General features: G+C 71.9%; 28 protein-coding genes. 15 read left to right on the plus strand and 13 right to left on the minus strand.

Features of this window, described 5'->3' with window-relative positions; all coding sequences use genetic code 11:
• Positions 1-267: 267 nt before the first annotated feature.
• Positions 268-615: a hypothetical protein gene (locus N8J89_RS18635; RefSeq protein ID WP_283665638.1), complete on the minus strand. Its 348-nt coding sequence runs from the start codon at positions 613-615 to the stop codon at positions 268-270.
• A gap of 37 nt (positions 616-652) precedes the next feature.
• Positions 653-2,026, minus strand: a complete 1,374-nt coding sequence (locus N8J89_RS18640; protein WP_283665639.1) for an FAD-dependent monooxygenase — start codon at positions 2,024-2,026, stop codon at positions 653-655.
• A gap of 367 nt (positions 2,027-2,393) precedes the next feature.
• Between N8J89_RS18640 and N8J89_RS18645 the strand changes: the two genes are divergently transcribed.
• Entirely contained in the window at positions 2,394-2,777 is a 384-nt protein-coding gene (locus N8J89_RS18645; RefSeq protein WP_283665640.1) for an STAS domain-containing protein, read from the plus strand.
• A 261-nt stretch (positions 2,778-3,038) separates the two neighbouring features.
• Positions 3,039-3,242, plus strand: a complete 204-nt coding sequence (locus tag N8J89_RS18650) for a hypothetical protein (protein WP_283665641.1) — start codon at positions 3,039-3,041, stop codon at positions 3,240-3,242.
• Here N8J89_RS18650 and N8J89_RS18655 read toward each other — a convergent pair.
• Together N8J89_RS18655 and N8J89_RS18660 are read right to left on the minus strand one after the other, a co-directional pair.
• Complete coding sequence (locus tag N8J89_RS18655; protein ID WP_283665642.1) at positions 3,239-4,588, minus strand: ATP-grasp domain-containing protein; 1,350 nt, start codon at positions 4,586-4,588, stop codon at positions 3,239-3,241. The genes N8J89_RS18650 and N8J89_RS18655 overlap by 4 nt on opposite strands.
• On the minus strand, positions 4,585-5,817 hold the full coding sequence (locus N8J89_RS18660; protein ID WP_283665643.1) for an MFS transporter: 1,233 nt from the start codon (positions 5,815-5,817) through the stop codon (positions 4,585-4,587). The genes N8J89_RS18655 and N8J89_RS18660 overlap by 4 nt, the downstream gene beginning before the upstream one ends.
• Before the next feature lie 144 nt (positions 5,818-5,961).
• On the opposite strand from N8J89_RS18660, the gene N8J89_RS18665 reads away from it, so the two are divergent.
• The gene (locus N8J89_RS18665; protein ID WP_283665644.1) at positions 5,962-7,044 is read left to right on the plus strand and encodes a glycosyltransferase; all 1,083 of its coding nucleotides are present in this window, start codon (positions 5,962-5,964) and stop codon (positions 7,042-7,044) included.
• A 520-nt stretch (positions 7,045-7,564) separates the two neighbouring features.
• Positions 7,565-8,230 (plus strand): dioxygenase family protein, encoded by a 666-nt coding sequence (locus N8J89_RS18670; protein WP_283665645.1) that lies wholly within the window; start codon positions 7,565-7,567, stop codon positions 8,228-8,230.
• A gap of 149 nt (positions 8,231-8,379) precedes the next feature.
• Here N8J89_RS18670 and N8J89_RS18675 read toward each other — a convergent pair whose 3' ends face one another.
• The gene (locus N8J89_RS18675) at positions 8,380-8,562 is read right to left on the minus strand and encodes a hypothetical protein (protein ID WP_283665646.1); all 183 of its coding nucleotides are present in this window, start codon (positions 8,560-8,562) and stop codon (positions 8,380-8,382) included.
• Between the two features lie 135 nt (positions 8,563-8,697).
• Here N8J89_RS18675 and N8J89_RS18680 point away from each other — a divergent pair, with 135 nt between their 5' ends.
• Positions 8,698-9,711 (plus strand): NAD(P)/FAD-dependent oxidoreductase, encoded by a 1,014-nt coding sequence (locus tag N8J89_RS18680; protein WP_283665647.1) that lies wholly within the window; start codon positions 8,698-8,700, stop codon positions 9,709-9,711.
• A 92-nt stretch (positions 9,712-9,803) separates the two neighbouring features.
• Positions 9,804-10,265: a glycosyltransferase gene (locus tag N8J89_RS18685; protein ID WP_283665648.1), complete on the plus strand. Its 462-nt coding sequence runs from the start codon at positions 9,804-9,806 to the stop codon at positions 10,263-10,265.
• On the opposite strand, the gene N8J89_RS18690 is transcribed toward N8J89_RS18685, so the two are convergent.
• The 3 genes from N8J89_RS18690 to N8J89_RS18700 form a co-directional block, all read right to left on the minus strand.
• Positions 10,255-12,288, minus strand: coding sequence for a protein kinase domain-containing protein (locus N8J89_RS18690; RefSeq protein ID WP_283665649.1), 2,034 nt, complete (start codon positions 12,286-12,288; stop codon positions 10,255-10,257). The two genes, N8J89_RS18685 and N8J89_RS18690, sit on opposite strands and share 11 nt — an antisense overlap.
• Entirely contained in the window at positions 12,285-12,914 is a 630-nt protein-coding gene (locus tag N8J89_RS18695; RefSeq protein ID WP_283665650.1) for a hypothetical protein, read from the minus strand. Before N8J89_RS18695 ends, N8J89_RS18690 begins: the two co-directional genes overlap by 4 nt.
• A 76-nt stretch (positions 12,915-12,990) precedes the next feature.
• Positions 12,991-14,169 (minus strand): S8 family peptidase, encoded by a 1,179-nt coding sequence (locus N8J89_RS18700; RefSeq protein ID WP_283665651.1) that lies wholly within the window; start codon positions 14,167-14,169, stop codon positions 12,991-12,993.
• A 371-nt stretch (positions 14,170-14,540) separates the two neighbouring features.
• Here N8J89_RS18700 and N8J89_RS18705 point away from each other — a divergent pair, with 371 nt between their 5' ends.
• Positions 14,541-14,909 (plus strand): BTAD domain-containing putative transcriptional regulator, encoded by a 369-nt coding sequence (locus N8J89_RS18705; RefSeq protein WP_349497503.1) that lies wholly within the window; start codon positions 14,541-14,543, stop codon positions 14,907-14,909.
• Between the two features lies 1 nt (position 14,910).
• Here the strand turns inward: N8J89_RS18705 and N8J89_RS18710 are convergent, their stop codons facing one another.
• Positions 14,911-15,396 (minus strand): FBP domain-containing protein, encoded by a 486-nt coding sequence (locus N8J89_RS18710; RefSeq protein WP_283665652.1) that lies wholly within the window; start codon positions 15,394-15,396, stop codon positions 14,911-14,913.
• Between the two features lie 39 nt (positions 15,397-15,435).
• Positions 15,436-15,771 carry a winged helix-turn-helix transcriptional regulator gene (locus N8J89_RS18715; RefSeq protein WP_283665653.1) on the minus strand — a complete coding sequence of 112 codons (336 nt, stop codon included), beginning with the start codon at positions 15,769-15,771 and terminating at the stop codon, positions 15,436-15,438.
• A gap of 57 nt (positions 15,772-15,828) precedes the next feature.
• Between N8J89_RS18715 and N8J89_RS18720 the strand changes: the two genes are divergently transcribed.
• The 3 genes from N8J89_RS18720 to N8J89_RS18730 are packed head-to-tail and all read left to right on the plus strand — an operon-like array spanning position 15,829 to position 18,837.
• On the plus strand, positions 15,829-16,653 hold the full coding sequence (locus N8J89_RS18720; protein WP_283665654.1) for an SDR family oxidoreductase: 825 nt from the start codon (positions 15,829-15,831) through the stop codon (positions 16,651-16,653).
• A gap of 46 nt (positions 16,654-16,699) precedes the next feature.
• Complete coding sequence (locus N8J89_RS18725; protein ID WP_283665655.1) at positions 16,700-18,445, plus strand: hypothetical protein; 1,746 nt, start codon at positions 16,700-16,702, stop codon at positions 18,443-18,445.
• A 29-nt stretch (positions 18,446-18,474) separates the two neighbouring features.
• The gene (locus N8J89_RS18730; protein WP_283665656.1) at positions 18,475-18,837 is read left to right on the plus strand and encodes a hypothetical protein; all 363 of its coding nucleotides are present in this window, start codon (positions 18,475-18,477) and stop codon (positions 18,835-18,837) included.
• Between the two features lie 3 nt (positions 18,838-18,840).
• Here the strand turns inward: N8J89_RS18730 and N8J89_RS18735 are convergent, their stop codons facing one another.
• Both N8J89_RS18735 and N8J89_RS18740 read right to left on the minus strand, forming a co-directional pair.
• Positions 18,841-19,548, minus strand: coding sequence for an RraA family protein (locus N8J89_RS18735; protein WP_283665657.1), 708 nt, complete (start codon positions 19,546-19,548; stop codon positions 18,841-18,843).
• Positions 19,535-20,440, minus strand: coding sequence for a bifunctional helix-turn-helix transcriptional regulator/GNAT family N-acetyltransferase (locus N8J89_RS18740; protein ID WP_283665658.1), 906 nt, complete (start codon positions 20,438-20,440; stop codon positions 19,535-19,537). Before N8J89_RS18740 ends, N8J89_RS18735 begins: the two co-directional genes overlap by 14 nt.
• Positions 20,441-20,519: 79 nt before the next feature.
• Between N8J89_RS18740 and N8J89_RS18745 the strand changes: the two genes are divergently transcribed.
• Positions 20,520-21,497 (plus strand): TerC/Alx family metal homeostasis membrane protein, encoded by a 978-nt coding sequence (locus tag N8J89_RS18745; protein ID WP_349497493.1) that lies wholly within the window; start codon positions 20,520-20,522, stop codon positions 21,495-21,497.
• 20 nt (positions 21,498-21,517) lie between these two features.
• On the plus strand, positions 21,518-22,150 hold the full coding sequence (locus N8J89_RS18750; protein ID WP_283665659.1) for an HAD-IA family hydrolase: 633 nt from the start codon (positions 21,518-21,520) through the stop codon (positions 22,148-22,150).
• A 69-nt stretch (positions 22,151-22,219) separates the two neighbouring features.
• On the opposite strand, the gene N8J89_RS18755 is transcribed toward N8J89_RS18750, so the two are convergent.
• On the minus strand, positions 22,220-22,402 hold the full coding sequence (locus N8J89_RS18755; RefSeq protein ID WP_283665660.1) for an antitoxin: 183 nt from the start codon (positions 22,400-22,402) through the stop codon (positions 22,220-22,222).
• A 179-nt stretch (positions 22,403-22,581) separates the two neighbouring features.
• On the opposite strand from N8J89_RS18755, the gene N8J89_RS18760 reads away from it, so the two are divergent.
• From N8J89_RS18760 to N8J89_RS18770, 3 genes are read left to right on the plus strand one after another with little or no spacing between them, the layout of a single operon-like run.
• Positions 22,582-22,950: a GntR family transcriptional regulator gene (locus N8J89_RS18760; protein ID WP_283665661.1), complete on the plus strand. Its 369-nt coding sequence runs from the start codon at positions 22,582-22,584 to the stop codon at positions 22,948-22,950.
• Entirely contained in the window at positions 22,947-23,828 is an 882-nt protein-coding gene (locus tag N8J89_RS18765) for an ATP-binding cassette domain-containing protein (protein WP_283665662.1), read from the plus strand. Before N8J89_RS18760 ends, N8J89_RS18765 begins: the two co-directional genes overlap by 4 nt.
• A complete protein-coding gene (locus tag N8J89_RS18770; protein WP_283665663.1) occupies positions 23,825-24,532 on the plus strand; it encodes a hypothetical protein in 708 nt (235 codons plus the stop codon). Before N8J89_RS18765 ends, N8J89_RS18770 begins: the two co-directional genes overlap by 4 nt.
• Positions 24,533-24,541: the final 9 nt, after the last annotated feature.

Raw genomic sequence — 24,541 nt, forward strand, 5'->3', positions numbered from 1 at the left:
CTCCCGGTTGTGCTGTTCACCGGACGTGAGCCCGGCTGGAACGGGACCGTACGGGCCGCCTGCCCGGTCGGCTCGTAACCAACCCGTGACTGCTGGAGTGTCGGCGACCGGAGGTTTGACTCGGCGAGAGAAGGTTTGCGCAGCTCACGGCCACAAACGCGAGGGCCGCTCAGGTGCTGTTCGACGGCCTGGACAATCACACGAAGTGATGAAGCGGACACGCAGCGGAACAATCAGGCTGTCGGGGGATCCCGCCCAGGCGCGTCGTCACCCTCGGGGCTCGTGATAGCCGGTCACCGAACCACCCTCGCCGACCTCGCTGACCTCCTGGTTGACCGTCAGCCCCGCGCCCGCGGGCAGGCCGCTCGCACCCACCACCTCGCCGCTGACCCGTTCCGCGCGCTGGTCGACCCGCACCCACGCCTCGGGTTCCTTGCCGCTGGCCCGCCACCACTCCAGCCCGGCCCACACCAGCACCACCAGGGCCACGCCGGTGATGATCGCCCAGCCGGGGCTGTTGGTGGCGATGTTGATGCCCGCGCTGGCCGCCGCGCCGATCACGATGGAGGTGGCGGCGGCTGGGCCCCGACCGAGCCGGAAACGTCGTTGCCGCACCTGGACCTCCTTGTGGTGGCGCGAAATCCGGTCAACCCTACCGCTGCCTGCTGCCCAGCACCCTGGCCTCGGCGGCGGTGAACGGTGGGGTCTGCCTGGCCGGGCCGGCGCCCGCGCGGGCGGCGTGCCAGAGCACCCTGGGGCTGAGCAGGCTGCTGGGTGGGGCGATGAGGTTGAAGATGTCGACCTGGGTGTCGGCGATGGCCCTGCTGTGCGCGCCCGCGGCGGAGATCCACTCGCCCAGGCGGTCGAAGAATGCCTCGATCCGGCCGGAGGCGGCGCCGGCGTGCCGCTGGTCCTGGCCTGCCGCCATGTCCCAGGCGTTCGCGCTGGCCTGGGTGATGGCGCGTTGCAGGGCGCGGGTGTCCAGCTCGCGGCGGGCCAGCTGGGTGCGCACGGCCAGTGCGGACAGGGCGGCGGCGGACATGCCGTGGCCGTAGATCGGGTTGAAGGTGGCGTAGGCGTCGCCGAGCACGGCGAAACCGTGCGGCGCGGGGCTGAGGCGGTCGAAGTGTCGGCGGCGGTTGGCATCGGCGCGGAAGCCGAAGGGCTGGCACAGCGGCGTGGCGGCGGCGATCAGGTCGGCCAGCACCGGGTGCGGCAGCCGGGCGGCGAAGTCGTGGAAGCCGTCCGGATCGGTGCTGGGCCTGCTGCCGGGGCCGCCGGAGAGGGTGATCATCCACTGGTCCCGCTCGATCGGGACCAGGGTTCCGTTGCGGCGCACCGGGTTGTCCGGTCCCGGGCTGCTCTGCACGGTGATCGCCGGGAAGTCCGGGACCGCTTCCGGCGGGGCCTGGAAGACCGCGGTGACGTAGAAGATACCGGGGTCCACAATGGACTGACGGACCGGTGGGAAACCCAGCTCGGTCAACCAGTTCGTGGCCCGGGAGCGGCGGCCGGTGACGTCGATGACCAGGTTCGCGGCCAGCTCGGCCGGCCTGCCGGTGTCCGGGCTCCGGGTGCGCACGCCGGTGATCCCGGCCGGATCTCCGCGCAGGCCAACGACTTCGGACCGGCCGGCGATGGTCACGTTGGGCAGTTCGCGCAGCCGCCCGCGCAGGGTGGACTCCAGCAGTGAACGGCTCGCGCCCACCAGGAACTGCCTGCCCTGATAGCGCGGGAACCAGCCGCGCGAGGTCAGGCCGAGGTAGCGGCCGGGCATGTTGAGGTGCTGCGCGCCTGCCGCGTACAGCTCGGCCAGCACCCCCGGCACCAGCGCCTCGATCGCCCGCGCGCCGGCGGAAACCAGCGCGTGGGTGTGCCTGGCCTGCGGCGCGCCCCGGCGCGGCACCGGGTCCGCGGTGAAGCTGTCCTGCTCGACCACGGTCACGGACTCCGCGTGTGGCGCGACGGCGAAGGCGGCCAGCATCCCGCCCATCCCGCCGCCGAGAATCGCGGCGTGCTGCACCACGACAGTCCTCCCCAGGGATGGTGTGCCTGCGCCTCCAGGAAACTCGCGCCCGCGCCCATTGACGATCGGCTGATCGGGGTGACTGTCAGCCTTCCGCAAAATCGTGTCGTGGTGCGGCAAGAACTGTCGGCATTCGACGGAAGTTTGCGTCGGCCGCCAGACAAACCGCAGGTCGCTGTCGACATTCCGCCATTCGCCGCGTTGCCACACGATCGAGTGGTGAAAACCAGACCGGCAGTTTTGCAAGCGGCTGGCCGGCCGCGGCTCCAGCGGACCCAGCGCCCGAAGAGGCGGCGGTTCGGCGGTGACCCGATCGGGTAAGGCTGGAGGGCAGATGATCGTCAGCGCACCGTGGAAAGGGCCGAGCATGAACAGCGCCACCCCGCAGGACCACACCCCCACCGCCGCAGGCGCCGCGCCGATGACCGTCACCGTGGTCAGCCACCCGGAGGGCGTGGTGCTCACCCTGGTCGGCGAGGTGGACATGCTCACCACCCCTGACCTGCGCAAAACCCTCAAAGAGGTGCTGAGCACCGAACCGCCGGTGATCGTGCTGGACCTCACCGAGGTCGACTTCTTCGGCTCCAGCGGCCTGGCCGCCCTGGCTGAGACGCACCAGCAGGCCGGCCGCACCGACCTGCGCGTGGTGACCACCAGCGCCGCCGTGCTGCGCCCGCTGCACGTCACCGCGCTGGACCGGCTGATCGGGGTCTTCCCGACGGTGACCGCCGCGTTGGAGGCCCCGGTCTAGGCCGCGGGCGGCCGCCGGTTCCGGCGGACCAGCAGCACCACCACCACGGCACCGCCTGCGAGCAGGACCAGCAGTGCGGTGCCGCTCAGTGTCCACGGCAGCACCACCGGGGCCGCCGAGCCTCGCCAAGCGCGTCGACCTCCCGTGTCCGGGTCCTGGCCAAACTGCTGTTCCCCCAGGTGGGCGAGTGTTGGCCGCTGGTTGCCGTGCCTGTCCACAGAGGACGTTTGCCGGGCGACAAAGAGTGGGTAGTCCGCCGTCATGACAACCAGTCCTGACGGCGCGCGTTGCGCCGGCCGTGCGCGATGGCTCGACGAGGTCGACGGCGTGCTGGAGTGCGCCCGTCCGGCCGGACACCCCGGCGCGCACCGGGCGCACGTCGACCCGGTGACCGAGGTGTCCTGGCGGGAGGACCACTCCACGTCCACCAAGGGCCTGGTGGTCGTGGACTGGGAACCGGCCTAGCCCGCGGGCAGCGCAGTTTCCAATCCGTTGAGCACCGCGTTGCAGTCCCGGCGCAGTGTCTCGGCGTCCTCCGCGGTCACCAGGAACACGCCCAGCCAGTTGCGGGAGCCGCCGGAGGGGTCGTAGACCGGCACCGGCTCGCCCTCTGGCATGGCGAAGGCCTTGACCGGCTCGGCCGCGGTGCCGGGGGAGAGCAGCGCGGACCAGTCCACCGCGCCGGGCCGCCAGCGCGGGGTGCCCGACCAGGGCGTGCCGTGCGCGTCGGTCGGGATGACCGCCAGCGAGGCCGCCGCCCGCTTGCCCTCCACCAGCATCGCCGCCGGGTGGTCCACCGGCTCGCCGAGCAGCTCGCGGACCAGCATCGCGATCGGGTCGATGCCGAAGACCTCCTCGATCTGCTTGGTCACCATCAGCCCGGCGAACCGGGCGCCGGTCTCGATCACCGCGCCGAAGCCGTCCGGGCCGAGCTTGACCTCGGTGTGCGTGCCGCAGGTGCCCAGGCCCAGCGCGTCCACCGCGCGGCGGGAGATGTCCTCCAGGTGCCGCTGCACCGGCTCGGGCAGCGTGCTCGGCATGGTGGAGGCGACCTCGGTGAACGGCGGGATCGCGGGCAGCTTCCCGGTGATGCACAGCGGGTGGTAGACGCCGTCGGCCACGATGCCCTCGACGCTGACGTAGTCGCCGTAGCCCGGTTCCGGGTACCAGCCCTCGGTCGACCCGGCCAGGATCTCCTCCACCAGCAGGTCCCGGTCGGTCTCCGGCGCGTACAGCTCGTTCATGCCGACCTGGTGGCCCAGCTCCAGGGCCTCGGCCACCTGCCGCCAGGCCGGAGCCACGTCCTCGGGGGTGTGCAACACCAGCTGGGCCACCGAACCCGCGCCCCAGGCGGGCTTGAGCAGCAGCGGCGGGGTCAGCTCGGTCATCGCCGCGGCCAGGTCGGCCTCGGAGTCCACCCGGCGGAACCGCGGGATCGGCACCCCGGCGCGCGCCCAGGTCTCCCGCATCAGCCGCTTGTCCCGCGCGGTGACCAGGCCGGGGCCGCCGCCGCGCAGGCCGAGCCGCTCGGCCACCTTGGCCACCAGCAGCACCGCGAACTCCGACATGGACAGCACCGCGTCCGCGCCCAGCTCCCTGGCGTGCGCGGTGACCAGGTCGACCAGGGCTTCGCCGCGGGCATCGGTGGTCAGCTCGGTGATCGAGGTGCAGGCGGGCCGCCAGTCCGCCTCGGCGGTCTCCGGCAACGGCATCAACGCGAGCACGTGCAGCTCACCGCAGCCTGCGATGCGCGGGAACACGTGCTCCAGCGGAGCGCCGCCCTTGACGTAGACGTAGAGGATCTTCTTCATCGAGCGCTTCCTTCGGTCACGGTCTCCGCGGCGGCCCGGCGGTGCGCGCGGCGGAGGAATACGGCCAGCACCGCCATCAGCACGACCGTGCCGATGGCCAGGTGCAGGAGGAACAGGTTCAACACGCCTGCGGAGAGGTAGGCGCCGAGCGCGAGCACGACGAGGGAGCAGACGAGTCTGTCCACAATGGACTCAACGGAGAGCACGGTGGCCCGCCGGGAGGGGTCGGTGATGGCGTCGTTGACCAGCTGCCGCTGGATCGGGTAGGCCACCCCGGACACCAGGGAGAACACGCACATCAGGGCGATGGTCACGGCCAGTCCCGCGGGCACGAGCAGGGCGAGGCAGAGCGCGAGCGCGGTGGTCAGCACGAAGATCGCCCTGGTGTCGCTGAGCCAGCGCCGCACCAGGGCCGAGCGCGCGGCCCCGGCCACCTCGAACAGCGCGTTGGCCGCCATCAGCAGTCCGAAGGCGGCCACCGGCAGCTGCTTGGCGGCCAGGATCGGCTGGAACAGGTTGGTCTGGAGCACGCGGACCAGGGTGAACACCGCCACACCCTGCACGATCAGCAGCGTCAGCAGTCGCGAGCCGGTGACCACGCGGGCCGCCCCGGCCAGCGCTTGACCGAGCGGTTCGCGCGCCGACCGGACCGGGCCGGGCTCCGGGCTCGCCGGTGCGCCCGCCTGACCGCCGGGCAGCTCCGGCAGCCGGGCCGCCAGCACCACCGCGACCGCCGCCCCCGCCGCGGTCAGCAGGTACGGCAGCGGCGGGTGCCAGGCCATCAGCACCCCGGCCAGCGGCAGGCAGGCCACCCGGCCGATCAGGCTGGCCGCCCGCGCGTTGCCCTCGGCCTTCCGGTAGCGCTCCGGTTCGCCCGAACGCGCCAGGTATTCGTACAGATAGGCGCTGCCCGCACCGGAGACCAGCGAGTTCGCCAGCGCCACCAGCAGGAAGTGCACCAGGAATCCCCAGAAAACCGGCCAGAACACCGGCAGCAGGTTCGCCACCAGCAAGGTCCCGGCTCCGGCGAGCAGGAAGTGCCGGTAGTCGAACCGGTCGGCCAGCGCGCCGGTGGGAATCTCCAGCACGCAGAAGAACACGTAGTAGATGCTCTGGATGGTGAAGATCTGCTCGTCGGTCAGACCGGCATCGCGCTGGTAGAGGTAGAAGACGGGCAGCCACCAGAGCAGTCCGGAGAACAGTTGGTAGCCGTTGTACAGTCGGGTCACATTCGCTCAACTCGGTTAACGGGAAATCGAGTTCATCGCAAATGGCGGGGATGAACAACGGGGAAACAGAATGTTATCATCCGAAGTCGGGCACGGCCAATCCGGCCGATGTGACTCTGCTCGCAACATTAAAGGATTTGATTCATGCGGGTCCTTTTCCTGGGAAGTCCCGGAACCGGCCACCTGTTACCGCTGATTCCGCTGGCCACGGCATTCCGTGACCGCGGACACGTCATCGCGTTCGCCACCCTGGACGGCGGCGAGGCGGTCACCACCCTCGGCCTGCCGCACCTGCCCATCCAGCCCGGCCTGGACTGGCGCCGCGAACTGCGTCGCCTGGGCGCGCAGCGTCATCCGGACCTGCTGGCCCGCACCGTGGCCACCAACTCCGCCGACCGCGCCGCCTTCGTGCCCCTGGCCGCCCAGGTCAACCTGGAAGCCCTGCCGGCCACCATCGAGACTGCCCGCGCCTGGCGCCCCGACCTGGTGGTCTACGAGTACCTCTACCCGGCCGCCCTGGTCGCCGCCGCCGAGCTGGGCGTGCCCGCGATCCAGCACGAGCTGGGCTTCACCCGCACCGCCCCGCTCCGCGCCCTGATGCTCGCCGAGCTCGGCCACCCCACCCTGTCCCCGGCCGCCACCCTGGAGATCGCCCCGCGCGGCATGATCCCCGGCCCGGACTACGGCCGCCCCCTGCGCCCAGTCCCGGTCGACACCCCCGGCGACCTGCCGGCCCCGTCCGACCGCCCACGCATCGCGGTCACCCTGGGCACCGTTCCTCCCAAGGTCGACGGCCTCACCCGCCTGGACCGGGTGGTCGCCGCCGCGGCCGAGCTGGACGCCGAGCTCATCCTGGTGATGGGCCGCATGGACATCAGCGACCTGGGCCCCCTGCCGCCCAACGTGCGCCCCACCGGCTGGCTGCCCTGGCACCGCCTGCTGGAGACCAGTGCCGCCGCCATCCACCACGGCGGCTCCGGCACCGCACTGGCCGCGCTGGGCGCCGGGGTGCCGCAGCTGGTGCTGCCGGACGGGTCGGACCGGTTCATCACGGCGGAGGCGGTGCACGCTCGCGGGGCCGGGGTGCAAGCGGCTGCCGATGACATCACGCCGGACCTGCTCCAGCACCTGCTCGGCGATCCGGGGCTGCGGGCGGCGGCCCGGGAGGTCGAGGCGGAGATCGCGGCCATGCCGGGACCGGGGGAGGTGGCGGCGGCGCTGGCCTGAGCTGTGCGGGAGGCGCGGACTACTTGGCGAGCGACCCGTCCGTTCAGAAGCTGGCGAATCGCTGCGGACCGCCGAGAACGGCCAGTGCCTCAGCGACTGGCCCGTCCACGGTTCCGCCCAGCACACCGGTCGCGCCCCACCGCCGCAGCGGCATTCCGGCGGTCAGGTGGGAAACGAGTACAACGCCACCATTTCGCCCCCGGCTCCGCATTTTTCGACCAGGCATGGTTCGCCCTGCCCGATGATTTGTGATACCGGTAGTTCGATCTACAACGACATTATGGCCTCGTCTTATGGTGCATGGGGGTGAACTTTCTCGACGGAAGGCGGGTAGTGCTGGAAAATAGGATGAGCGCGACTTCCTGCAGATAGACCCCGGTCGCGTCCATTTTCCCTGCTCCCACCCAAAAGGAATCCCATGCATGACGACGACGAGCCAGTCGGCCGCGTACTCGGCAGGCGACAGGCGTTGATTCTGCTCGGTGCCGCGGGTGCCACACTCACGGTCGCGGGATCCACCATGGCCAGTGCCACCACATCCGCCGCGGGTGCGCCCGAGGTCTGCGCGCTGGACTGCGTGGTCAAGCCAGAGCAGATGGAGGGCCCCTACTTCGTCGACGAGCGGCTCAACCGCTCCGATATCCGCACCGAGCCGTCCACCGGCCAGCTGGTGCCCGGCACCGCGCTGACGATCAACTTCACCGTCCAGCAGATTCGTCAGCAGCAGTGCACTCCGCTGCCGGGCGCGATGGTCGACCTCTGGCAGTGCGACGCGTTCGGGTTGTACTCCGACATCCCGTCCCAGGGCAGCTCCGGCCGCCGATTCCTGCGCGGTTACCAGAACACCGACCAGGCGGGCGCGGCGCGGTTCGTCACCATTCTGCCGGGCTGGTACTCGGGCCGGACGCTGCACATCCACATCAAGATTCGCACCATCGGGACCAACGGCCGGCCGTACGAGTTCACCTCGCAGCTGTACTTCACGCCCGAGTTCGGCGCGGCTTATCTGCGGACCGATCCGTACCGGCGGCGGGGACCGGCCGACACCACCAACAACCGGGACTCGATCTACCGCAACGGCGGCGCCCAGATGCTGCTGCGTCCACAGCAGGCAGGCACCGGCTACACCGCGGACTTCTCCATCGGCCTCGACCTGTCCAACACCCAGGTCGGCCGGCCCGACTAGGAGCGAGTCGACGCGCTCGCGGGACCGGGGCAAGCGCCGTGTCAGCGGCTTTCTGTCTTTCGGCCGCCCGGAGCGACCCGGCTCCGCGAGGAGCCGCGCTGGCACCGGGACACCGCCGAAGGCTGACAGGCGGTGTCCCGGTGCGGCGGTCAGTGCTTGACCGCTGCCTCAGGAATCGGCAGGCCCAGCATGGCCAGCAGGTCGTGCTGGTCCTGGTCGTCGGTGGCGTGGCAGGCGACCGTGCGCGCTGCGCGCAGCTGCTGCCCCCGCTCGACGCGGCTGGCGTTCTCCCGGGCTTCGGCGAAACCGGTGTGGCGGGTCAGAGTGCTCAAGCGAGCTCCGTTTCCGGACTGGCCGGGTTCGCCAGCGTGTTCGGTTGTAGTGGGTTGACTCTACCCTGAACGCCCGATTTGCCAAATCAGCAACGAACTTTGCCAGGATCTCCGGGTCGCGCGCATGGTGGGGCCATGACTGACAACGTGGATGTCCTGGTGATCGGTGGTGGGGCCGCGGGGCTCTCCGGCGCGCTGACGCTGGCCCGCGCCCGGCGCAAGGTGCTGGTGCTGGACGCGGGGGAGCCGCGCAACGCGCCCGCGAGCGGGGTGCACGGGTTCCTCACCCGGGATGGGCTGCCGCCCGCGGAACTGGTGCGGGCCGGCGTGGCGGAGGTGCGGGAGTACGGCGGTGAGGTGCGGGCCGGGACCGTCACCTCAGCGCGGCGGACCGGCGAGGGGTTCGAGGCCAAGACGGCGGACGGGCGGCGGGTGCGGGCGCGGCGGCTGCTGGTGACCACCGGGCTGACCGATGAGCTGCCCGAGGTGGCCGGGGTGCGGGAGCGGTGGGGACGCGATGTGCTGCACTGCCCGTACTGCCACGGCTGGGAGGTGCGGGACCAGCCGATCGGCGTGCTGGGCTCCGGGCCGAACGTCATGCACATGACGCTGCTGTTGCGGCAGTGGAGCCAGGACGTGGTGCTGTTCCGGCACACCGCGCCCGAGCTGACCGCCGAGGACCGCGCACGGCTGGCCGCACGGGAGGTCGCGGTGGTGGACGGCGAGGTGGCCGGGCTGGAGATCACCGAGGACCGGGTGTCCGGGGTGCGGCTGGCCGACGGCCGGGTGGTGCCGCGGCGCGCGATCGCGGTGCTGCCGCGGTTCCTGGCCCGCGCCGGGTTCCTCGCCGAGCTGGGGCTCGAGGTGGCACCGCACCCGATGGGCGAGCACGTGCCGACCGACGGCCGGGGCCAGACCTCGGTGCCCGGGGTGTGGGCGGCGGGCAACGTGACCGACCTGTCGGCCAGCGTGGTCGTCGCGGCGGCGGCCGGCATGGTCGCGGGGGCCGGCATCAACGGCGAGCTGGTGGAGGAGGACACCCGGCGCTCGGTCGGCCGCGGGCGCTTCTCGGCTGAGGTGGAGGCGCGGCTCGCCGAGCGGGTGCTCGGCGAGCGGCGGCACGGACTGGGCTCGCTGCTGGCCGGGTGAGCTCAGCCGAGCCGTCGAGCTCGCGCACCTGGCACCAGCACCTCGTGCCCAACCGCGACAAGAGCTCTGGCCAGCGACATCACCGGGAACGCGTGCCCGACACCGTTGACATGCGGGAGGTGGCCCGGCCGATCAGTGTGCTGGTGCGGGCGCTGGTGGACGGGGTACTCGAACTGGCGCGGGAGTGGCGGCCCGACCTGGTGGTGCAGTCCCAGGCCCAGCATGCCGGGCTGGTGTGTGCGGGAGCGCTGCTGCCGGCCTGCGCGGCGATCGTGCACCACGGCGGCGCGGGCAGCACCATGACCGCCCTGGACGCCGGGGTGTCGCAGCTCGTGCTGCCCAGCGGGGCGGACCGTTACGTCAACGCCGACGCCGTTCGCGAGCGCGGAGTTGGTCTTTCCGCCGAGGAACACGAGCTGGTTGTGCCGCTGCTGAACCGGTTGCTCACCGATGCCGGGTTGCGGGCCGAGGCGGCGGCGGTGCGCGCGGAACTGCGTGCGATGCCCGCGCCGGAGGTGGTAGCCGCGGAGCTGGTCGAGTGGGTCAGGGGCTGACCAGTTCGCCGCCGCAGGAACACCGCGGCGTGGTGCAGCGGCGGCACAGCGTCCGGTGGCAGTAGCCGCAGACCGCCAGCTCCGCGAGTGGGGCACCGGTCCGGCAGTCGCCGCAGTAGCGGGTGCTGGCCAGCAGCTCCGTGGATGGGGAACCGCTGTGCGCCAACAGCTCTCGGGCCTCGGGGGTGAGGTGCGCGGACCGGCGGTGCGCGGTGAGCAGGTCCAGGCCGAGTAGCGGGTCCGGTGGGCGGCCGTCGGCCACCCACAGCTCGGCCCGGTTGCGCAGTCTCGCGAAGAGTGCGCGGTCGGCCGGATCTCGTTGGCGGGCAACGGCTTCCAGCACGGCCCGGTCGCGGTGGTTGACCGGGAGCCTGGTCACCGGGCGGCGGCGGGCGATGTCCGCGCGGCCGCTGGCGTAGGCCAGTTCGCCGCGCTGGAAGGCGGCCTCGGCGAGCAGGCTGAGCTTCTTCACCGTGGTGGTGCTGCTGACCGTGCGGAAGAACTCGCGCAGCGCCAACCACTCCGCATCCGGCGTCACCGGTCCACGCCGGCCGGCCAGCACGCAGCCGAGCAGCGCGACCAGGTCCGTGCGCAGCCCGGCGAGCTCGGCCAGCAGCCGGTCCAACTCCGTGTGCTGCCCGGCGTCCAGCAGATCGGTCGCCTGGAGCAGCAGCCAGCGCAGGGTCATTCCGGGATCCTCGGTGCGGACCGGCTGCGCCGCCACCGTGGCCGCCGTCCCGTGCTCGCCGCTGACCAGGTAGTACAGCCGCATCGCGGCCAGCGCGGAGGGGCTCTCCCGGTCCGCGGCGAAGGACCGCCGGACATACGGCAACGCGCGCGGGGGGTCGTCCAGCATCAGCCAGGACTGGGCCAGCAGCGCGGTGTCCAGCTCGTACTCGAAGGTCCCCAGGCGTTCCCAGGCCAGTGCCGCCGCGCGCAGCCGCTCGGCGTCGGCGGGCTCTCCGGTGATCTCCAGCAGCTCCACCAGCGCCTTCACCCGCAGGCAGTGGAAGCTCGGCGCGATCCCGCCGGGCAGCGCCGGATCGGCCAGCGCGCGCCCGCTCAGCTCCTCGATCCGCAGCAGCGCGGGCACGGTGTGCAGCTGGTAGAGCTGGTGGCATTCCGGCAGCCAGGCCGCCCAGCCCAGCGAGAGCCGCACCTCCGCCACTTCCTCCCGGCGCGGCCAGGAGTCCAGCTGGGGCAGCAAAGCCGCCAGCGGATACCGGACCAGACCGGGGTCAGCGCCCAGGAAACTGGTGTGCTCGTCGCCAAAACCCAGGTGCTGACCGAAGTAGTCGATGATCTCCGCGGTGTCCGGCCGGGCCGCAGGGTCCTCGGTCAGCGCGCGGTCCACCAGCTCCGCCAGCCAGTCCCAGCCGATCGGGCCTTCGCGCAGGGTCCAGCCCCAGGCCCAGACGTCCATCGCCGGATCCGCGGGCGCACCGGCGTGCTGCTCCGGCGCGGCATAGCCCTCGGTCAGCCGCCAGCTGGTCGGCCCGTCCGTCTCGGCCAGCGTCTCCAGATCCGAGAGGACCGTCTGCCAGCCGTCCTCGTGGGCGAAGAGCACGTTCTCCGGCTTGACATCGCCGTGCACCACCCCGGCCTGGTGCAACCGGCGCAGCGCGCAGACCAGCGCCAGCCCGTGGTAGGCCAGTTCCGCGGGTTCGAGCTCGGCCGTCAGCCGGTCGCGCAGGCTGCCGCCGGGGCAGTGCGGCAGGCACAGGTAGTGCAGCGGGCCGCCGGGATCGCCCACGGTCTGCTCGATCGGCAGGATGCCGCCGAAGCCGAACCGCAGCATCCGCAGCGCCTCGGCCTCGCGCCGGGCCAGCGACTCCGGGGTGCGCGCGGTGAAACCCTTGAGCACCACCAGGTTCCCCTCCGCGCGCCGGGCCACCAGGACCGCCTCGGCCAGCTCGCCGACCACCTCGAACTCGCCGATCCGGCCCCGGCCCGGCGCTTCCCGCAACGCGGCCGCGGCGGTCAGCGCGCGCGAGAAGTACGGCGCGGCAAAGGGATCGGTCATGCGGTCTGCAAGGCCGCGTAAGCCTGGCAGACCACCAGCCAGCGCTGCCGGTGGAAGGCCACGGTCTCCTCGATCAGGCTGCTCAGCTCCTGGCCCAGCTCGCCGTCCAGCGAGGCGTAGAACCGGTCCAGCACCGCGGTGCCCGAGGTCTTGAGCTGGTGCACCGCGCTGCGCTGGATCTCCCCGGTGGGGAAGTACTTGAGCACCGCCACCGCGAACGCCCGCTCCGGCTCGGTCAGGGTGGCGTCGCTGAAGGCGTGCGCCACCGCGTGCACCCGCACCCGCACCGGCTCGAACTCCAGCCGCAGCCGCCGCAGCAGGTTCGCCGCCGCGCGCACCTGGTCCGGGAAGTGCGCCATGCCGTGCTGCCAGGCGTCCGGGGTCAGTTCCAGGGCCTTGTCGAACATCAGCAGGTAGTCCCGGTGCACCGCTTCCAGGTCGGTCATCAGCTGGCGCAGCGCGGACCGGGAGCCGAAGGCGGTGGCCAGCTCGTCCACCGCGGCCAGCGCGGGACCCGCGTTGACGTGCACGCCGCCGTGCACCACCCCGGCCTGCACGGCCGCGCCGTGCACCGTGCCGGAGACCGTGTTGGCCACCTGCGGCCGCTCGCCGCTGTCCGTGCTCATGGCGACACGTTACGTGAGGACGAGGCGGAACCCCGCCACCGGAAGGAGATCCGGCAGCGGGGCTCGGCGGGGTGACTCAGAGACCGGCGGAGAACAGCAGCCGGTTGACGGTGCCGCCGGTGGTGCCACCGGAGACCTTGTTCGGGGTCGCGTTGGTGTTCAGCCAGTTGTGCACGGTGGCCGAGGGGGCGTCACCGAAGCGGGCCTTGTACAGCGCGGCCACACCGGCCACGTGCGGGGTGGCCATCGAGGTGCCGCTCATCGAGCCGCTGCCGCCGGTGCGCACGGTGGAGATGATGTTGCTGCCGGGGGCGTAGAGGTCGACGCAGGCCCCGGTGCTGGAGAAGGAGGAGCGGGCGTCGGTGATCTCCGAGGAGGCGACCACGGTCGCGGTCTCCACCTTGCGCGGCAGGCGGTCACAGGAGTTGCCGCCGGTGTTGCCCGCCGAGGTGGCCAGGAAGACGCCGGAGGAGATCATGTTGCGGATCGCGGTCTCCAGCGCCGCACTGTGGGTGAAGTTCCACGAGGTGTTGGCCACCGCGGGCTTCTTCGCGTTCTGGGTGACCCAGTTGACACCGTTGAGCATGGAGGTGGCGGTGGCGCTGCCGGAGCAGTTCATCACCTTCACGCCGTGCAGGCTGACCTTCTTGGCCACGCCGTAGGTCTTGGAGCCGATGGTGCCCGCCACGTGCGTGCCGTGACCCTGGCAGTCGGTGTTGTTGGTGTCGATGGCGTTGTGGTCGAAGGTGGCCCGGCCCTCGAAGTCGGCGTGCGAGGGGGTGATGCCGGTGTCGATGATGTAGGCGTGCACCCCGGCGCCGGTGGCGTTGTAGGTGAAGCTCTTCGACAGCGGCAGGTCGCGCTGGTCGACCCGGTCGATGCCCCAGGACGGCGGGTTCGGCTGGGTGGCCTCCAGCGCGTCGGTGACCAGCACGTCCTGCTCGATGCTCTTGACCGCCGGGTCGCGCCGCAGCTGGCGCAGCTGGCCGGGGGTGAGCTTGGCGGAGAAGCCGGTGACCGCGGCGCTGAACTCGGCCGCGGGCTTGATGTCCAGCGCGGTGGTCAGGCTGCGGCCCCTGGCCTTGGCCGGGTCGGTCACCACGATGTAGGTGTCCGCGATGGGCTGGGTGGTCGCCGAGGCGGTGGCCAGCGACAGGGGCGCCTGGTAGGCGGGTTCTGCCATGGCGGTGGCCGCGGTCAGGGTGGACAGGGCGGCGGCTGAGAACACCGCGAGAGCACGGTTGAGCGGATGCACGTGGTGGCTCCTTCAGTGCCCCGCCGACCGGGCTGCTCACCGCAGGGTTGGTGAGCGGACTGTCGCCCGGTCGTGGGTCACCCAGCAGAGTGACGAGTGTGTCCGCGCAGGTCAATGGCGCTGATCAAATGTCTGCCCCGGTCCATCCGTTCTGCGGTGCGGCTTCCGTCTTCCGGACGAGGCGAGTCGGGGGTTGCGCTCGGCCGCCTGGTCAGGGCAGGGGGTGCGGCTACCCCAGTGCTGGTGTGCGCGGCGGTGCGTCCGGATTGGCATCGCCGTGGGTCGAAAGTGGGGACGCTGAGTGAGCCAGGGCCTGTCATTCGCTGTGCTGAGGCCGGTGCGCGCCTGGCACAGCGGCCGCCGCCCAGCCGCTGGCCGCCTTCGAGCAGGTCCGGCGCAACCTGGCCGAGGAGCTGGGCGTGGACCCCGGTCCTGGGCTGCGCTTCCTGCACGAGCGCATCCTGCGCGCCGATCCCGCCCTGTTCGGCAAGGCGGCTGCCCCGCCCGCGGCGCCCGCCCAGCCGCCCGCGGACCTGCCGGTGTTCACCGGGCGGGAGGCCGAGCTCGCCGACACTGTGGCCCGGCTCAGCTCGGCGACCTGCCGGGCGGGTGTGGCCGTGGTGCACGGCATGCCGGGGGTCGGCAAGACCAGCTGCGCTCTACCGCGCCACCAGGGTGCTCGACACCTCGGTGACCGCGGCCGTGCAGCTGGGTTCGGCGGCTACATCCTGGAGTGCTGACCTACTCCGCGAGCACCTCGTCGGCGAACCGGTTCAGGTTGGCCAGCATCCGCTCCGCGCGTTCCTCGGTGCTCAGCGACTCCTTGGGGTTCGGCACCGAGGGCTTGCGCCGCCCGCGCACGTACAGCGAGCAGGCCAGGTCCGCGCACAGGTAGGTGCCGACGGTGTTGCCCAGCTTCCCGGCCGCCCCGGCCCGGCGCGCGGCGAACAGCGCCACATCGCCGGTGCCGTGCGTGGTGAGGCAGAACGCGCACATGGACTGCTTGATCCGGCCCGGCGTGGCCGCCAGCGCCAGCCCGACCACCTCGCCGCCGCGCGGGAAGACGAGGTAGCCGTTGTTGGTGGCCTTGGGATCCCGCCAGCCGAGGAAGTCCAGCTCGGCCCAGTCGATCTCGGTCAGCTTCCCGGGCAGGGCCAGCCGTTTGGCCTCGCCCTTGGAGCAGTTGGCGAAGGACGCCCGGATGGTGTTCTCAGCTAGCGGTTCCACCACCCGATCATCAGCGCGCGGCCGGAGCCCGGCAACTCATTAACCCGCCAGCTCGCTGCCCCAGTCGTGCAGCGCGACCAGTACCGGCCACAGCGCCCGGCCCCGTTCGGTGAGCTCGTACTCCACCCTCGGCGGGATCTCCGGGTACAGCGTGCGGGTCAGCACCCCTTCGTGCTCCAGCGCCCGCAGCCGGTCGGTGAGCGTCTTGGCGCTCGGACTGCCCAGCGCGGTCCGCAGCTCGCCGAAGCGCAGCGGTCCGCACATCAGCTCGCGCACCAGCAACGTGGTCCACTTCCCGGTCAGCACCCCCAGCGCCCGCTCCACCGCACCCGGCTGGGCCTGCCCGCAAACCCCCTGCTCAACCCCAGTTGCCATGCTGAAACTATGCCACTTGCTGGGTACCGTTGGCCGCCTGCGCCTAGCGTCCCCGGCATGATCATCGCAGTGCACGGGGCCACCGGCCTCCAAGGCGCCCCGGTCGTCCGGCAGCTCCTCGCCAAGGGCCACGAAGTCCGCGCCCTCGCCCGCAATCCGCACCGCGCGCCCGCCGGCGCGCACCCCACTCCCGTCGACCTGGCCGACCCCGGATCCCTCGCCGCCGCCTACCGCGGGGCCGACGCCGTGGTCGTGCAGTTCCCGGTCATCTTCAGCGAGGTGATCCTGGCCCAGGTCGACGCCATCCTGGAAGCCTTGTCCGGCACCAAGGTCGAGCACGTCATCTTCAACACCAGCGGCGGCATCCAGCGCACCGAGACCGGACATCCCTTCCTGGACGCCAGATCCCGCCTCATCCGCGACCTGCCCAAGCTCGCTCCGACCGTCTCGGTCCTCGGTCCCGCGGCCCTGTACAACGAGGTCCTCGCCGACCCGTGGACGGTGGCGGGCAACGAGATCCGGCATCCGCTGCCACCCGAGCTGGCCCTGCCCTGGGCGGCGTCCGAGGACGTGGCCACCGCGATCGGTGAGCTGCTCACCGAACCGGTGCCCGCCCAGTTGATCGGCGGGCCGGAAGACCTCACCGGGTTCCAGGTGGAGGAGGTGCTCTCGGCGGTGCTGGGGCGTGAGGTGCGCTGGCGGACAACAGAGATCGAGAAGTTCCGGGAGCTGATGACGCCGCATCTGGGCGCGGAGGTGGCGGCTGGGGTGGCCGGGTCCTACACGGTGGTGACCGCCGACTCGGTGGACCCGGCGCTGATCCGGCGCGGCACCACGACTCTCCGCGACTGGGCCGAACGGTGGCCTTGGACGGCTGTTTGACCCGTTCTCGCTCCCCGCGGTACTTGACCGGATACCCTCGGTCACCATGTCGGAGAACGAGGTCGTCGGTGTGGCCGGGCCGGTGGTCCAGGTCAGCACGGTGACCGGCTCGGTCGTGATCACTCAGGCCCGCGGCAACCTGCCACCGCCGCCCGCGCCCGTGGTCAACCGGACCGCGGAGCTCGACACCCTCTCGGAGCTGGTCGGTGCGCGACCCGTGGTGGTCAGCGGCGTGGCGGGGGTTGGCAAGACCAGCCTGGTCCTGCACTGGGCCGAGCGGTACGCGTACCGGTTCCCCGACGGCCGGTTCTACTTCCGCTCGGCCTGGCTGCCGCTGCGCCGCCTGCTCGTCCAGCTCGGGGTGGACCACGCGGCGGTGCCCGAGGGGCTGGACGCGCAACTGGCGCTGCTGCGAAGCACGGTCGGGCAGCAGCAGATCCTGGTGGTGCTGGACGAGATCGAGGACCCGGTTCCGGTTCGCGAACTGCTGGACGGTGTGCCCGGCCTGACCGTGCTGATCATCAGCCGGACCGAGGTGGACGCCGCGCTCGTGCTGCCGCCGTCCGGTCTGCCCTTCGCGGTCGAGAAAGCCTGGCAGGAGCTGACCGAGGACGGCAGGGTGGCGCTCAGCCTGATCGCCCGCGTGCCAGGGACCGACCTCGGCGAGGAGACGTTCCGGGCGCTCACCCGCGACCCTGGCAGCGATCTCCGGGTGGCGGAGCTGGTGCGGGCGGGGTTGCTGGAGCGGCACGGCGGGCGGCTCCGGATCCCGTCAGCGGTCCGCCACCCCCTGCGGCGGCTCCGCCAGGGGGTCGAGGTCGAGCACTACCTGCGCCACGCCATGGCGGCCGATCAGAAGCTGTCCCCGCACCGCCCACTGCCCCGGCACCGGGACCAGGCTGACGGGTTCTTCCCCGACGCGGCAGCCGCACTCGCCTGGTTGGACGAGGAGCACGGCAACCTGCTCGCGGCCCAGTGCCGCTGCCTCGTACTGCACCTGCACGCCGAGGCCTGGCAACTGGCCTGGGCACTGGAGACCTACCACCGCCGCCGGGGCCTGCTGGGCGACCCGGCCACCCAATGGCAGGCCGTGCTGGTCAGCGCCGCGCTGACCAGGGATGCCGCCGGACAACTGCTGGCCCAACAGGTGCTGGCCGACCTGGACAAGCCGGTCGAACGCACCCCGGAAGCGGCCACCCTCGAAGGCATCGCCGCCGTGCACGCCGAACTCGGCGACTACACCGCCGCCAGGCTCAACTGGGACCGCGCCCAGGACCTGAGCCGCGGCCCGGCCACCGAGGTCACCGTCTACACCACCTCCGACAACGGGGAAGCGCTGTGCCAAGCCGTGGTCGGGCTGCTCCAGGTCGCCGGGTTCGAGTTCGCCGGGGCCGAGCCGCCGGTGCGCGGGTCCTGGTTCCAGCGGTTCCGGGTGCGCGGGGACAGCAAGGCCGTGGACAAGCTCGGCGAGCTGGCAGGGAAGCTGGAGCGGGCCGCGGAGCTGAGGTACATCGCCACCCCGCGTTCGGAGAACGACGAGCGGGAGGCCGGCGCGATCGCCAAGCTGGCCGAGGCGATGAAGGAGGTGGACGAGGTGGTGATCCGGACCTCCTCCGTGTTGTTCGTCAAGACCGGCGGCTGTGTCATGTCCATCGTGCTCAGCGAGGACCAGATCCGCTGCCTCGACCGCAACCCCCAGCTGATGCGCGCCCCGGGGCAGGTGCTGGACGCGCTCGCCGAGCTGGTGCGGGCTGAGCCGGTGCCGCTGGCGGTGGAGGGACAGACCGGGTAGGCGCGGCCCGGATGGGGTAGACCGGTGCTATGCCGAGACGAATCCTGCCGGTGGTGGGGCTGGCGGTGCTGCTCGCGGGCTGTGGCGGCAACCCGACCGCACCCGGTGGCAGCACCCCAGCGCCCACCAGCAACCCGGCCTCCACGACCAGCGCGCCGCCGCCGACGAACGTGCCGGGGGAGCTGACATTGCAGGGCAAAGTCAGCGCGGGGGTGGAGGCGAGCTGCCTGGTCATGGAGTCCGGCGGCAAGCAGTACCTGCTGGTCGGCGGGGACCCGGCGGTGGTCAAGCCCGGCGCGGAGGTCGAGGTGCGCGGGGTGGTCAAGCCGGACCTGGTCTCCACCTGCCAGCAGGGCGAGCCGCTGGAGATCAGCTCAGCCAAGAGTCGCTGAGCCTCACTCCTCGATCGCGCCGCCCACCGCGCGCAGGTGCTCGCGGAAGGTCAGCGCCGGGTTGTCCCGCCGGGCCGCCAGGTAGCCGTCGAAGCCGACCTGGGCGCGCAGCGAGACCCCGGCGCGGATCCGCTCGGCCTGCTGCCGCTCGGTGTCCCGGATGCCCTCGGCCAGCGCCAGCAGCTCCCCGGCCCGCTCGGCCGGTGCGAACAGCACGCCGTCCTCGTCGCCTAAGACCAGGTCCGCGGTGGTCACCGTCCAGTCACCGACCCTGGCGGCGGTCAGCGCGTCGGCCGGGCGCGGGTCCAGGCGCAGCGGGCCGGTGGCCAGGCTGCCCTGGCTGAACAGCGGCAGGCCGATCGCGCGCAGGTCCGCGGTGTCCCGGTGCAGGCCCCAGATCACCACGCCCTGGACTCCGGCCAGCTGTGCCTCCAGCGCGGCCAGGTCGCCGACGCAGGCCTCGTCGGTACGGCCGCCGTTGTCCACCACCAGCACGTCGCCGGGCTCGGCCTGCTCGTAGGCCTCCAGGAAGATGTCCACGCTGCCCACGTGCCGGGCGGGCAGCGCGCGGCCGGACACCCGGGCGCCGGGGAACAGCGGGAGCATCGGCGCGGGCGCGCAGCGCACCGGGACCCCGGCCCGCACGCAGGCGTCGGCCAGGTGCGCGGTGGTCAGCGTGGCGAATCGGCGGACCAGCTCATGAGTGTCCATGGTTTCCTTCTCCGGCAAGGGGTTTCTCGAACCAGTGGTGGGCGTAGGGCTCCTCGTTGAACGCCGGGACCTCGTGGTAACCGGCCGCCCGGTACAGCCCGATCGCCTCGGTCAGCGCCCGGTTGGTCTCCAGCCGCACCGCCCGCGCCCCGTGCGCGAGGGCCCTGGCCTCCAGCTCCGCCAGCAGCCGCCGCCCCAGGCCGAGCCCGCGGACGGTGGGGGAGACCCACATGCGTTTGATCTCCGCGTACGCCGGCGGGCGCGGCTTCAGCGCGCCGCAGCCCACCGGTTCCCCGTGCAACGTGGCCACCAGCAGCAGCCCGTGCGGCAGGGTCAGCTCCGCGTCCTCGGCCGGGATGCTGCGCGCCGGGTCGAACCCGTCCTCGAACCGCCCGGCCAGCTCGGCGAAGTAGGCGGCCAGGCAGTGCCGCGCGGCGGGCTGCCACGGGTCCACCACCGCCACCTCGACCATCGAGGCCGCCAGCAACCGCTCCACCTCGGCCATCGCCGAGATCAGCCGGTCCCGCTGGCCACCGTTGAGCGGCGCCAGCATCGAGGCCGCCAGCTGATCGGACAACCGGTCCAGCTCGGCCCGCTCGGCCAGCCCGGCCGCGGTCAGCCTGGCCACCCGGACCCGCCCGTCCGCCCCCGGCCCGACCTCGACCAGGCCTTCGGCGGTCAGCGCGCGCAGCATCCGGCTCAGGTACCCGGAGTCCAGGTCCAGCCGCGCCCGCAGCTCCCGCACCTCGCGGCCGTCCGCGCCGATCTCCCACAGCACCCGGCACTGGCCCAGCGGCCGGTCCCTGGACAGGTAGGCCTCGTCCAGCGCGCCGAGCCGCTGGGTGACGGTCCGGTTGAACCGCCGCACCCCCTCGATCAGCCCGCGCTCCATTCTCTGACCTTAGTCAGCGAATGGAGCCGGTGGCCAGATGTGGTTAAGATCGAGACCGACGCGGCGGGGGAGGATCAGCATGGTGTTGCCCGTGCCCGGCTGGCTGTGGGCCGCCACCATCGCTGCCCTGATCCTGTTGCTGGCGGTGGACCTGCTGCTGGCTGTCCGCCGCCCGCACGCGGTCGGGGTGCGCGAGGCGACCGCGTGGCTGGTCTTCTACTTCGGGCTGGCGGTGGTGTTCGCGGCCGGGGTGTGGTTCTTCGGCGGGGCCGGGCCAGGGGTCGACTTCGTGACCGGCTACCTGACCGAGTACTCGCTCAGCGTGGACAACCTGTTCGTGTTCGTGGTGATCCTGTCGACCTTCGCGGTGCCCGCGGTGCACCAGCAGCGGGTGCTGCTGTTCGGCATCGTGATCGCGCTGGTGCTGCGGGCCGCGCTGATCTTCCTCGGCGGGGCGGCGATCAACGAGTTCAGCTGGGTGTTCTGGATCTTCGGCGGGTTCCTGGTGTACACCGCCGTGCAGCTGGCCCGGCAGCGGGAGCAGACCCACGAGTACCAGGAGGGCGCGCTGGTCCGGTTGCTGCGCAAGCGGTTCCGGGTCACCGAGGACTACGTGGGCGGCCGGTCGCTGGTGCGCATCGACGGCAAGCTGTGGCTGACCCCGATGTTCGTGGTGATGGTCGCGGTCGGCTCGGCCGACCTGCTCTTCGCGGTGGACTCCATCCCGGCCATCTACGGCATCACCCAGGACACCTACCTGGTCTTCGCCGCCAACGCCTTCGCCCTGCTCGGCCTGCGCCAGCTGTACTTCCTGATCGGCCACCTGCTGGACCGGCTGATCTACCTCTCCTACGGCCTCGCGGTGATCCTCGGCTTCATCGGCGTGAAGCTGATCCTGCACGCGCTGAAGAAGAACGAGCTGCCCTTCCTCAACGGCGGCGAGCCGGTCGGCTGGGTGCCCGAGATCAGCAACTGGCTGTCGCTGGGCGTGGTGGCCGGAGTGCTGGTGGTGACGGCCGTGGTGAGCCTGGTCGCGACCCGGCGGCGGGCGGCCTGAGCGCGGGTAGCGTGCGGATCATGACCTCGCGCCACATCCCCTGCCGGGCCGTGCTCTTCGACTGCGACGGCGTGCTCGTCGACTCCACCGGCCCCGCCGAGGACGCCTGGCGGCAGTGGGCCATCGAGCACGGCCTCGACCCCGAGGTGGTCCTGGACGGTATGCACGGCGTGCGCTCCCAGGACACCGTGGCCAAGTACCTCGCGCCGGAGCAGCGGGCGGCGGGCAACGCGCGGATCGAGGAGATCGAGGTCAACGGGGCCGAGGGCACGGTGCCGATCGCCGGCATCCCGGCCCTGCTGGCCAGCCTGCCGGAGAACTGGGCGGTGGTCACCTCGGCCACCCTGCCGCTGCTGCGCGCCCGGCTGGCCGCGGCCGGGCTGCCGCTGCCCTCGGTGGTGGTGACCGGCGAGCTGGTCAGCGCGGGCAAGCCCGACCCGGAGGGCTACCTGGCCGCCGCCGAGCGGCTGGGCGTGCCGATCGGGGAGTGCGTGGTGGTGGAGGACAGCGCCGCGGGCATCCAGGCCGGGCTGGCCGCAGGGGCCGGGCACGTGCTCGGGGTGGGCAAAGAGGAGCACCTGGACCTGGCGCACAGCGCGGTCCCCGACCTGACCGGCGTGACCTGGGACGGCACCGGCCTTCGGGTCGGCTGACCCCCTGACGCGCCACGGCGCCGATCCGCGGTGGTCGCGGGTCGGCGCCGTGGCGCGCGCGAAGCCTGGTCAGCCGCGCTGCTCCTGGTTGCGGTCGAGGAAATCGCCCGCCTTCTCCTGGGCCTTGTCCACCTTGTCCGAGTGCTTGCCGCCGGTGCGCTCGTCGATCATGTCGCCGGCCTTCTGCACGCCGTCCTTGGCCTTGTCGGAGTGCTGGCCGAGGGCGTCCTTGGCCTTGTCGATGAAACTCATGGCGATGTCCCTTCCTGTTCGGTCGGTACCTCCCGTCCTGCTTTCCCGTTCGGCCGGGAAAACCACCTCTCGTACCGCATCAGCGGTCACTCGTTCGGGGGACAAGAGCTGGTTTCTTGCCCTCGACGTGTGTCCTGTGGTTCATTAGTGGAGTAACGAACCACAGGACCGGAGTCCGGATGTTCAACGACGGCAGTCCGATCTACCGGCAGATCGCCGAGCGGATCGAGGCGGACGTGCTCAGCGGGGTGCTGGCCGCGGACGAGCAGGTCATGTCGACCAACCAGTACGCGGCCTTCTACCGGATCAACCCGGCGACGGCGGCCAAGGCGTTCCAGCAGCTGGTCGAGCGGGGTGTGCTCTACAAGAAGCGAGGTCTGGGGATGTTCGTCAGTCCGGATGCCCGCGAGCTGTTGCGGGCCCGGCGCGGGGAGCGGTTCTTCGCCGACGTGGTGGACCCGATGGTCGCCCAGGCCAAGGCGATCGGGATCCCGGCCGAGCAGATCGTGCGGCGGATCCGGGAGCTGACCGAGGAGGAGGGGGCATGACGCTCACCGTGGAGGTGGCGGGGCTCGGGTTGCGCTACGGCGCGACCTCCGCGTTGCGGGACATCGGGTTCCGGCTGAGCGGGCCGGGGATCTGCGGGGTGCTGGGCCGCAACGGCTCCGGCAAGACCAGCCTGCTCTCCGTGCTGGCCGCGTTCCGGCGGCCCAGCGAGGGGACCGTGCTGCTGGACGGGGAGCCGGTGTTCGAGAACCCGCGCAACACCAGGCGGATCTGCCTGATCCGCGAGGCCGGGGACACCGTGGAGAGCGACGACCGGGTGAGCGGCGCGCTGGAGCTGGCCGCGGAGCTGCGCCAGGACTGGGACCAGGAGTACGCCGAGGAGCTGCTGGCGAAGTTCCGCATCGGGCCCAAGCAGCGGCTCAACGAGCTGTCCAGGGGACGCCGGTCGGCGCTGGGCGTGGTGCTGGGACTGGCCAGCCGGGCCCCGCTGACCATCTTCGACGAGACCTACCTCGGCATGGACGCGCCCGCGCGGATGACCTTCCACGACGAGCTGCTCGCCGACCACATCGCGCACCCGCGCACCTTCCTGCTGGCCAGCCACCTCATCGACGAGGTCGCGCCGCTGCTGGAACGGGTGCTGCTGCTGGACAACGGCAGGCTGGCCGCCTTCGAGGAGGTCGAGGACCTGCGCTCGCGCGGGGTGCGGGTGACCGGAGACGAGGACGCGGTGGCCCAGGTCGTGGCCGGACTGGAGGTCATCGGCGAACGGCGGCTGGGCCGGACCCGGCAGGCCGTGGTGTACGGGGAACTGGACGCCGACCGGCGGGCCGCGGCCGAGGTGGCCGGGGTCGAGGTGGGGCCGTTGTCCTTGCAGGAGCTCATCATCCACCTCACCGGAGCGGAGGAGCGGGCATGACCGGGTATCGGCTGACGCGGTTCCCCACCCGCGGGATCTTCGCCTTCGTGGCGCTGCTGTGGCTGGCCTTCGCGGTGGTGATCGGCCTGGTGCTGACCGGGATCGCGGTGTTCGGCACGGTCACCGAGAGCGTGTGGGACAACGCGGTGCAGGTCTCCATGTGGTTCGCCTTCGGCTTCACCGCGTGGATGACCTACAAGTACCTGCCGGTGTACGTGGCGCACGGGATCACCCGGCGCGAGTACGCGGCGCGGGTGGTCGGCTTCGTCGGCGTGCTGGCCGTGCTGATGGCGGTGCTGACCGCGCTCGGCTACCTGGCCGAGGCCGGGGTGTACGCGCTGGCCGACTGGCCGCATTCGCTTGCCGCGGAACGACATTTCCGCTCGGCTGCCGAGGTTCCGCTGGTGCTGCTGGTCCAGCTGCTCAACTTCGGCGCGGTCAGCGCGATCGGCGCGCTGCTCGCCGCCGCGATGTACCGCAACCACCTGCTCGGGGTGCTGTTGCTGCCGGTGGCCGCGGTCGCGGTCGGCGCGGCCAACGTGCTCACCGGCACCGGGGCCGGGGTGTTCCTCGGCAAGTTCGTCCAGCTCGGCCCCGGGTCGCTGGCGGTGGGCGCGCCGGTGTGCCTGGCGCTGATCGCGCTGGTGCTGGGCGGGACCTGGTGGCTGCTGCGTGATGTGGCCATCCGTCCGGTGACCACTTAAGACTGTCCA

Origin of the sequence: Crossiella sp. CA-258035, assembly GCF_030064675.1 — a bacterium.
Classification (GTDB): domain Bacteria; phylum Actinomycetota; class Actinomycetes; order Mycobacteriales; family Pseudonocardiaceae; genus Crossiella.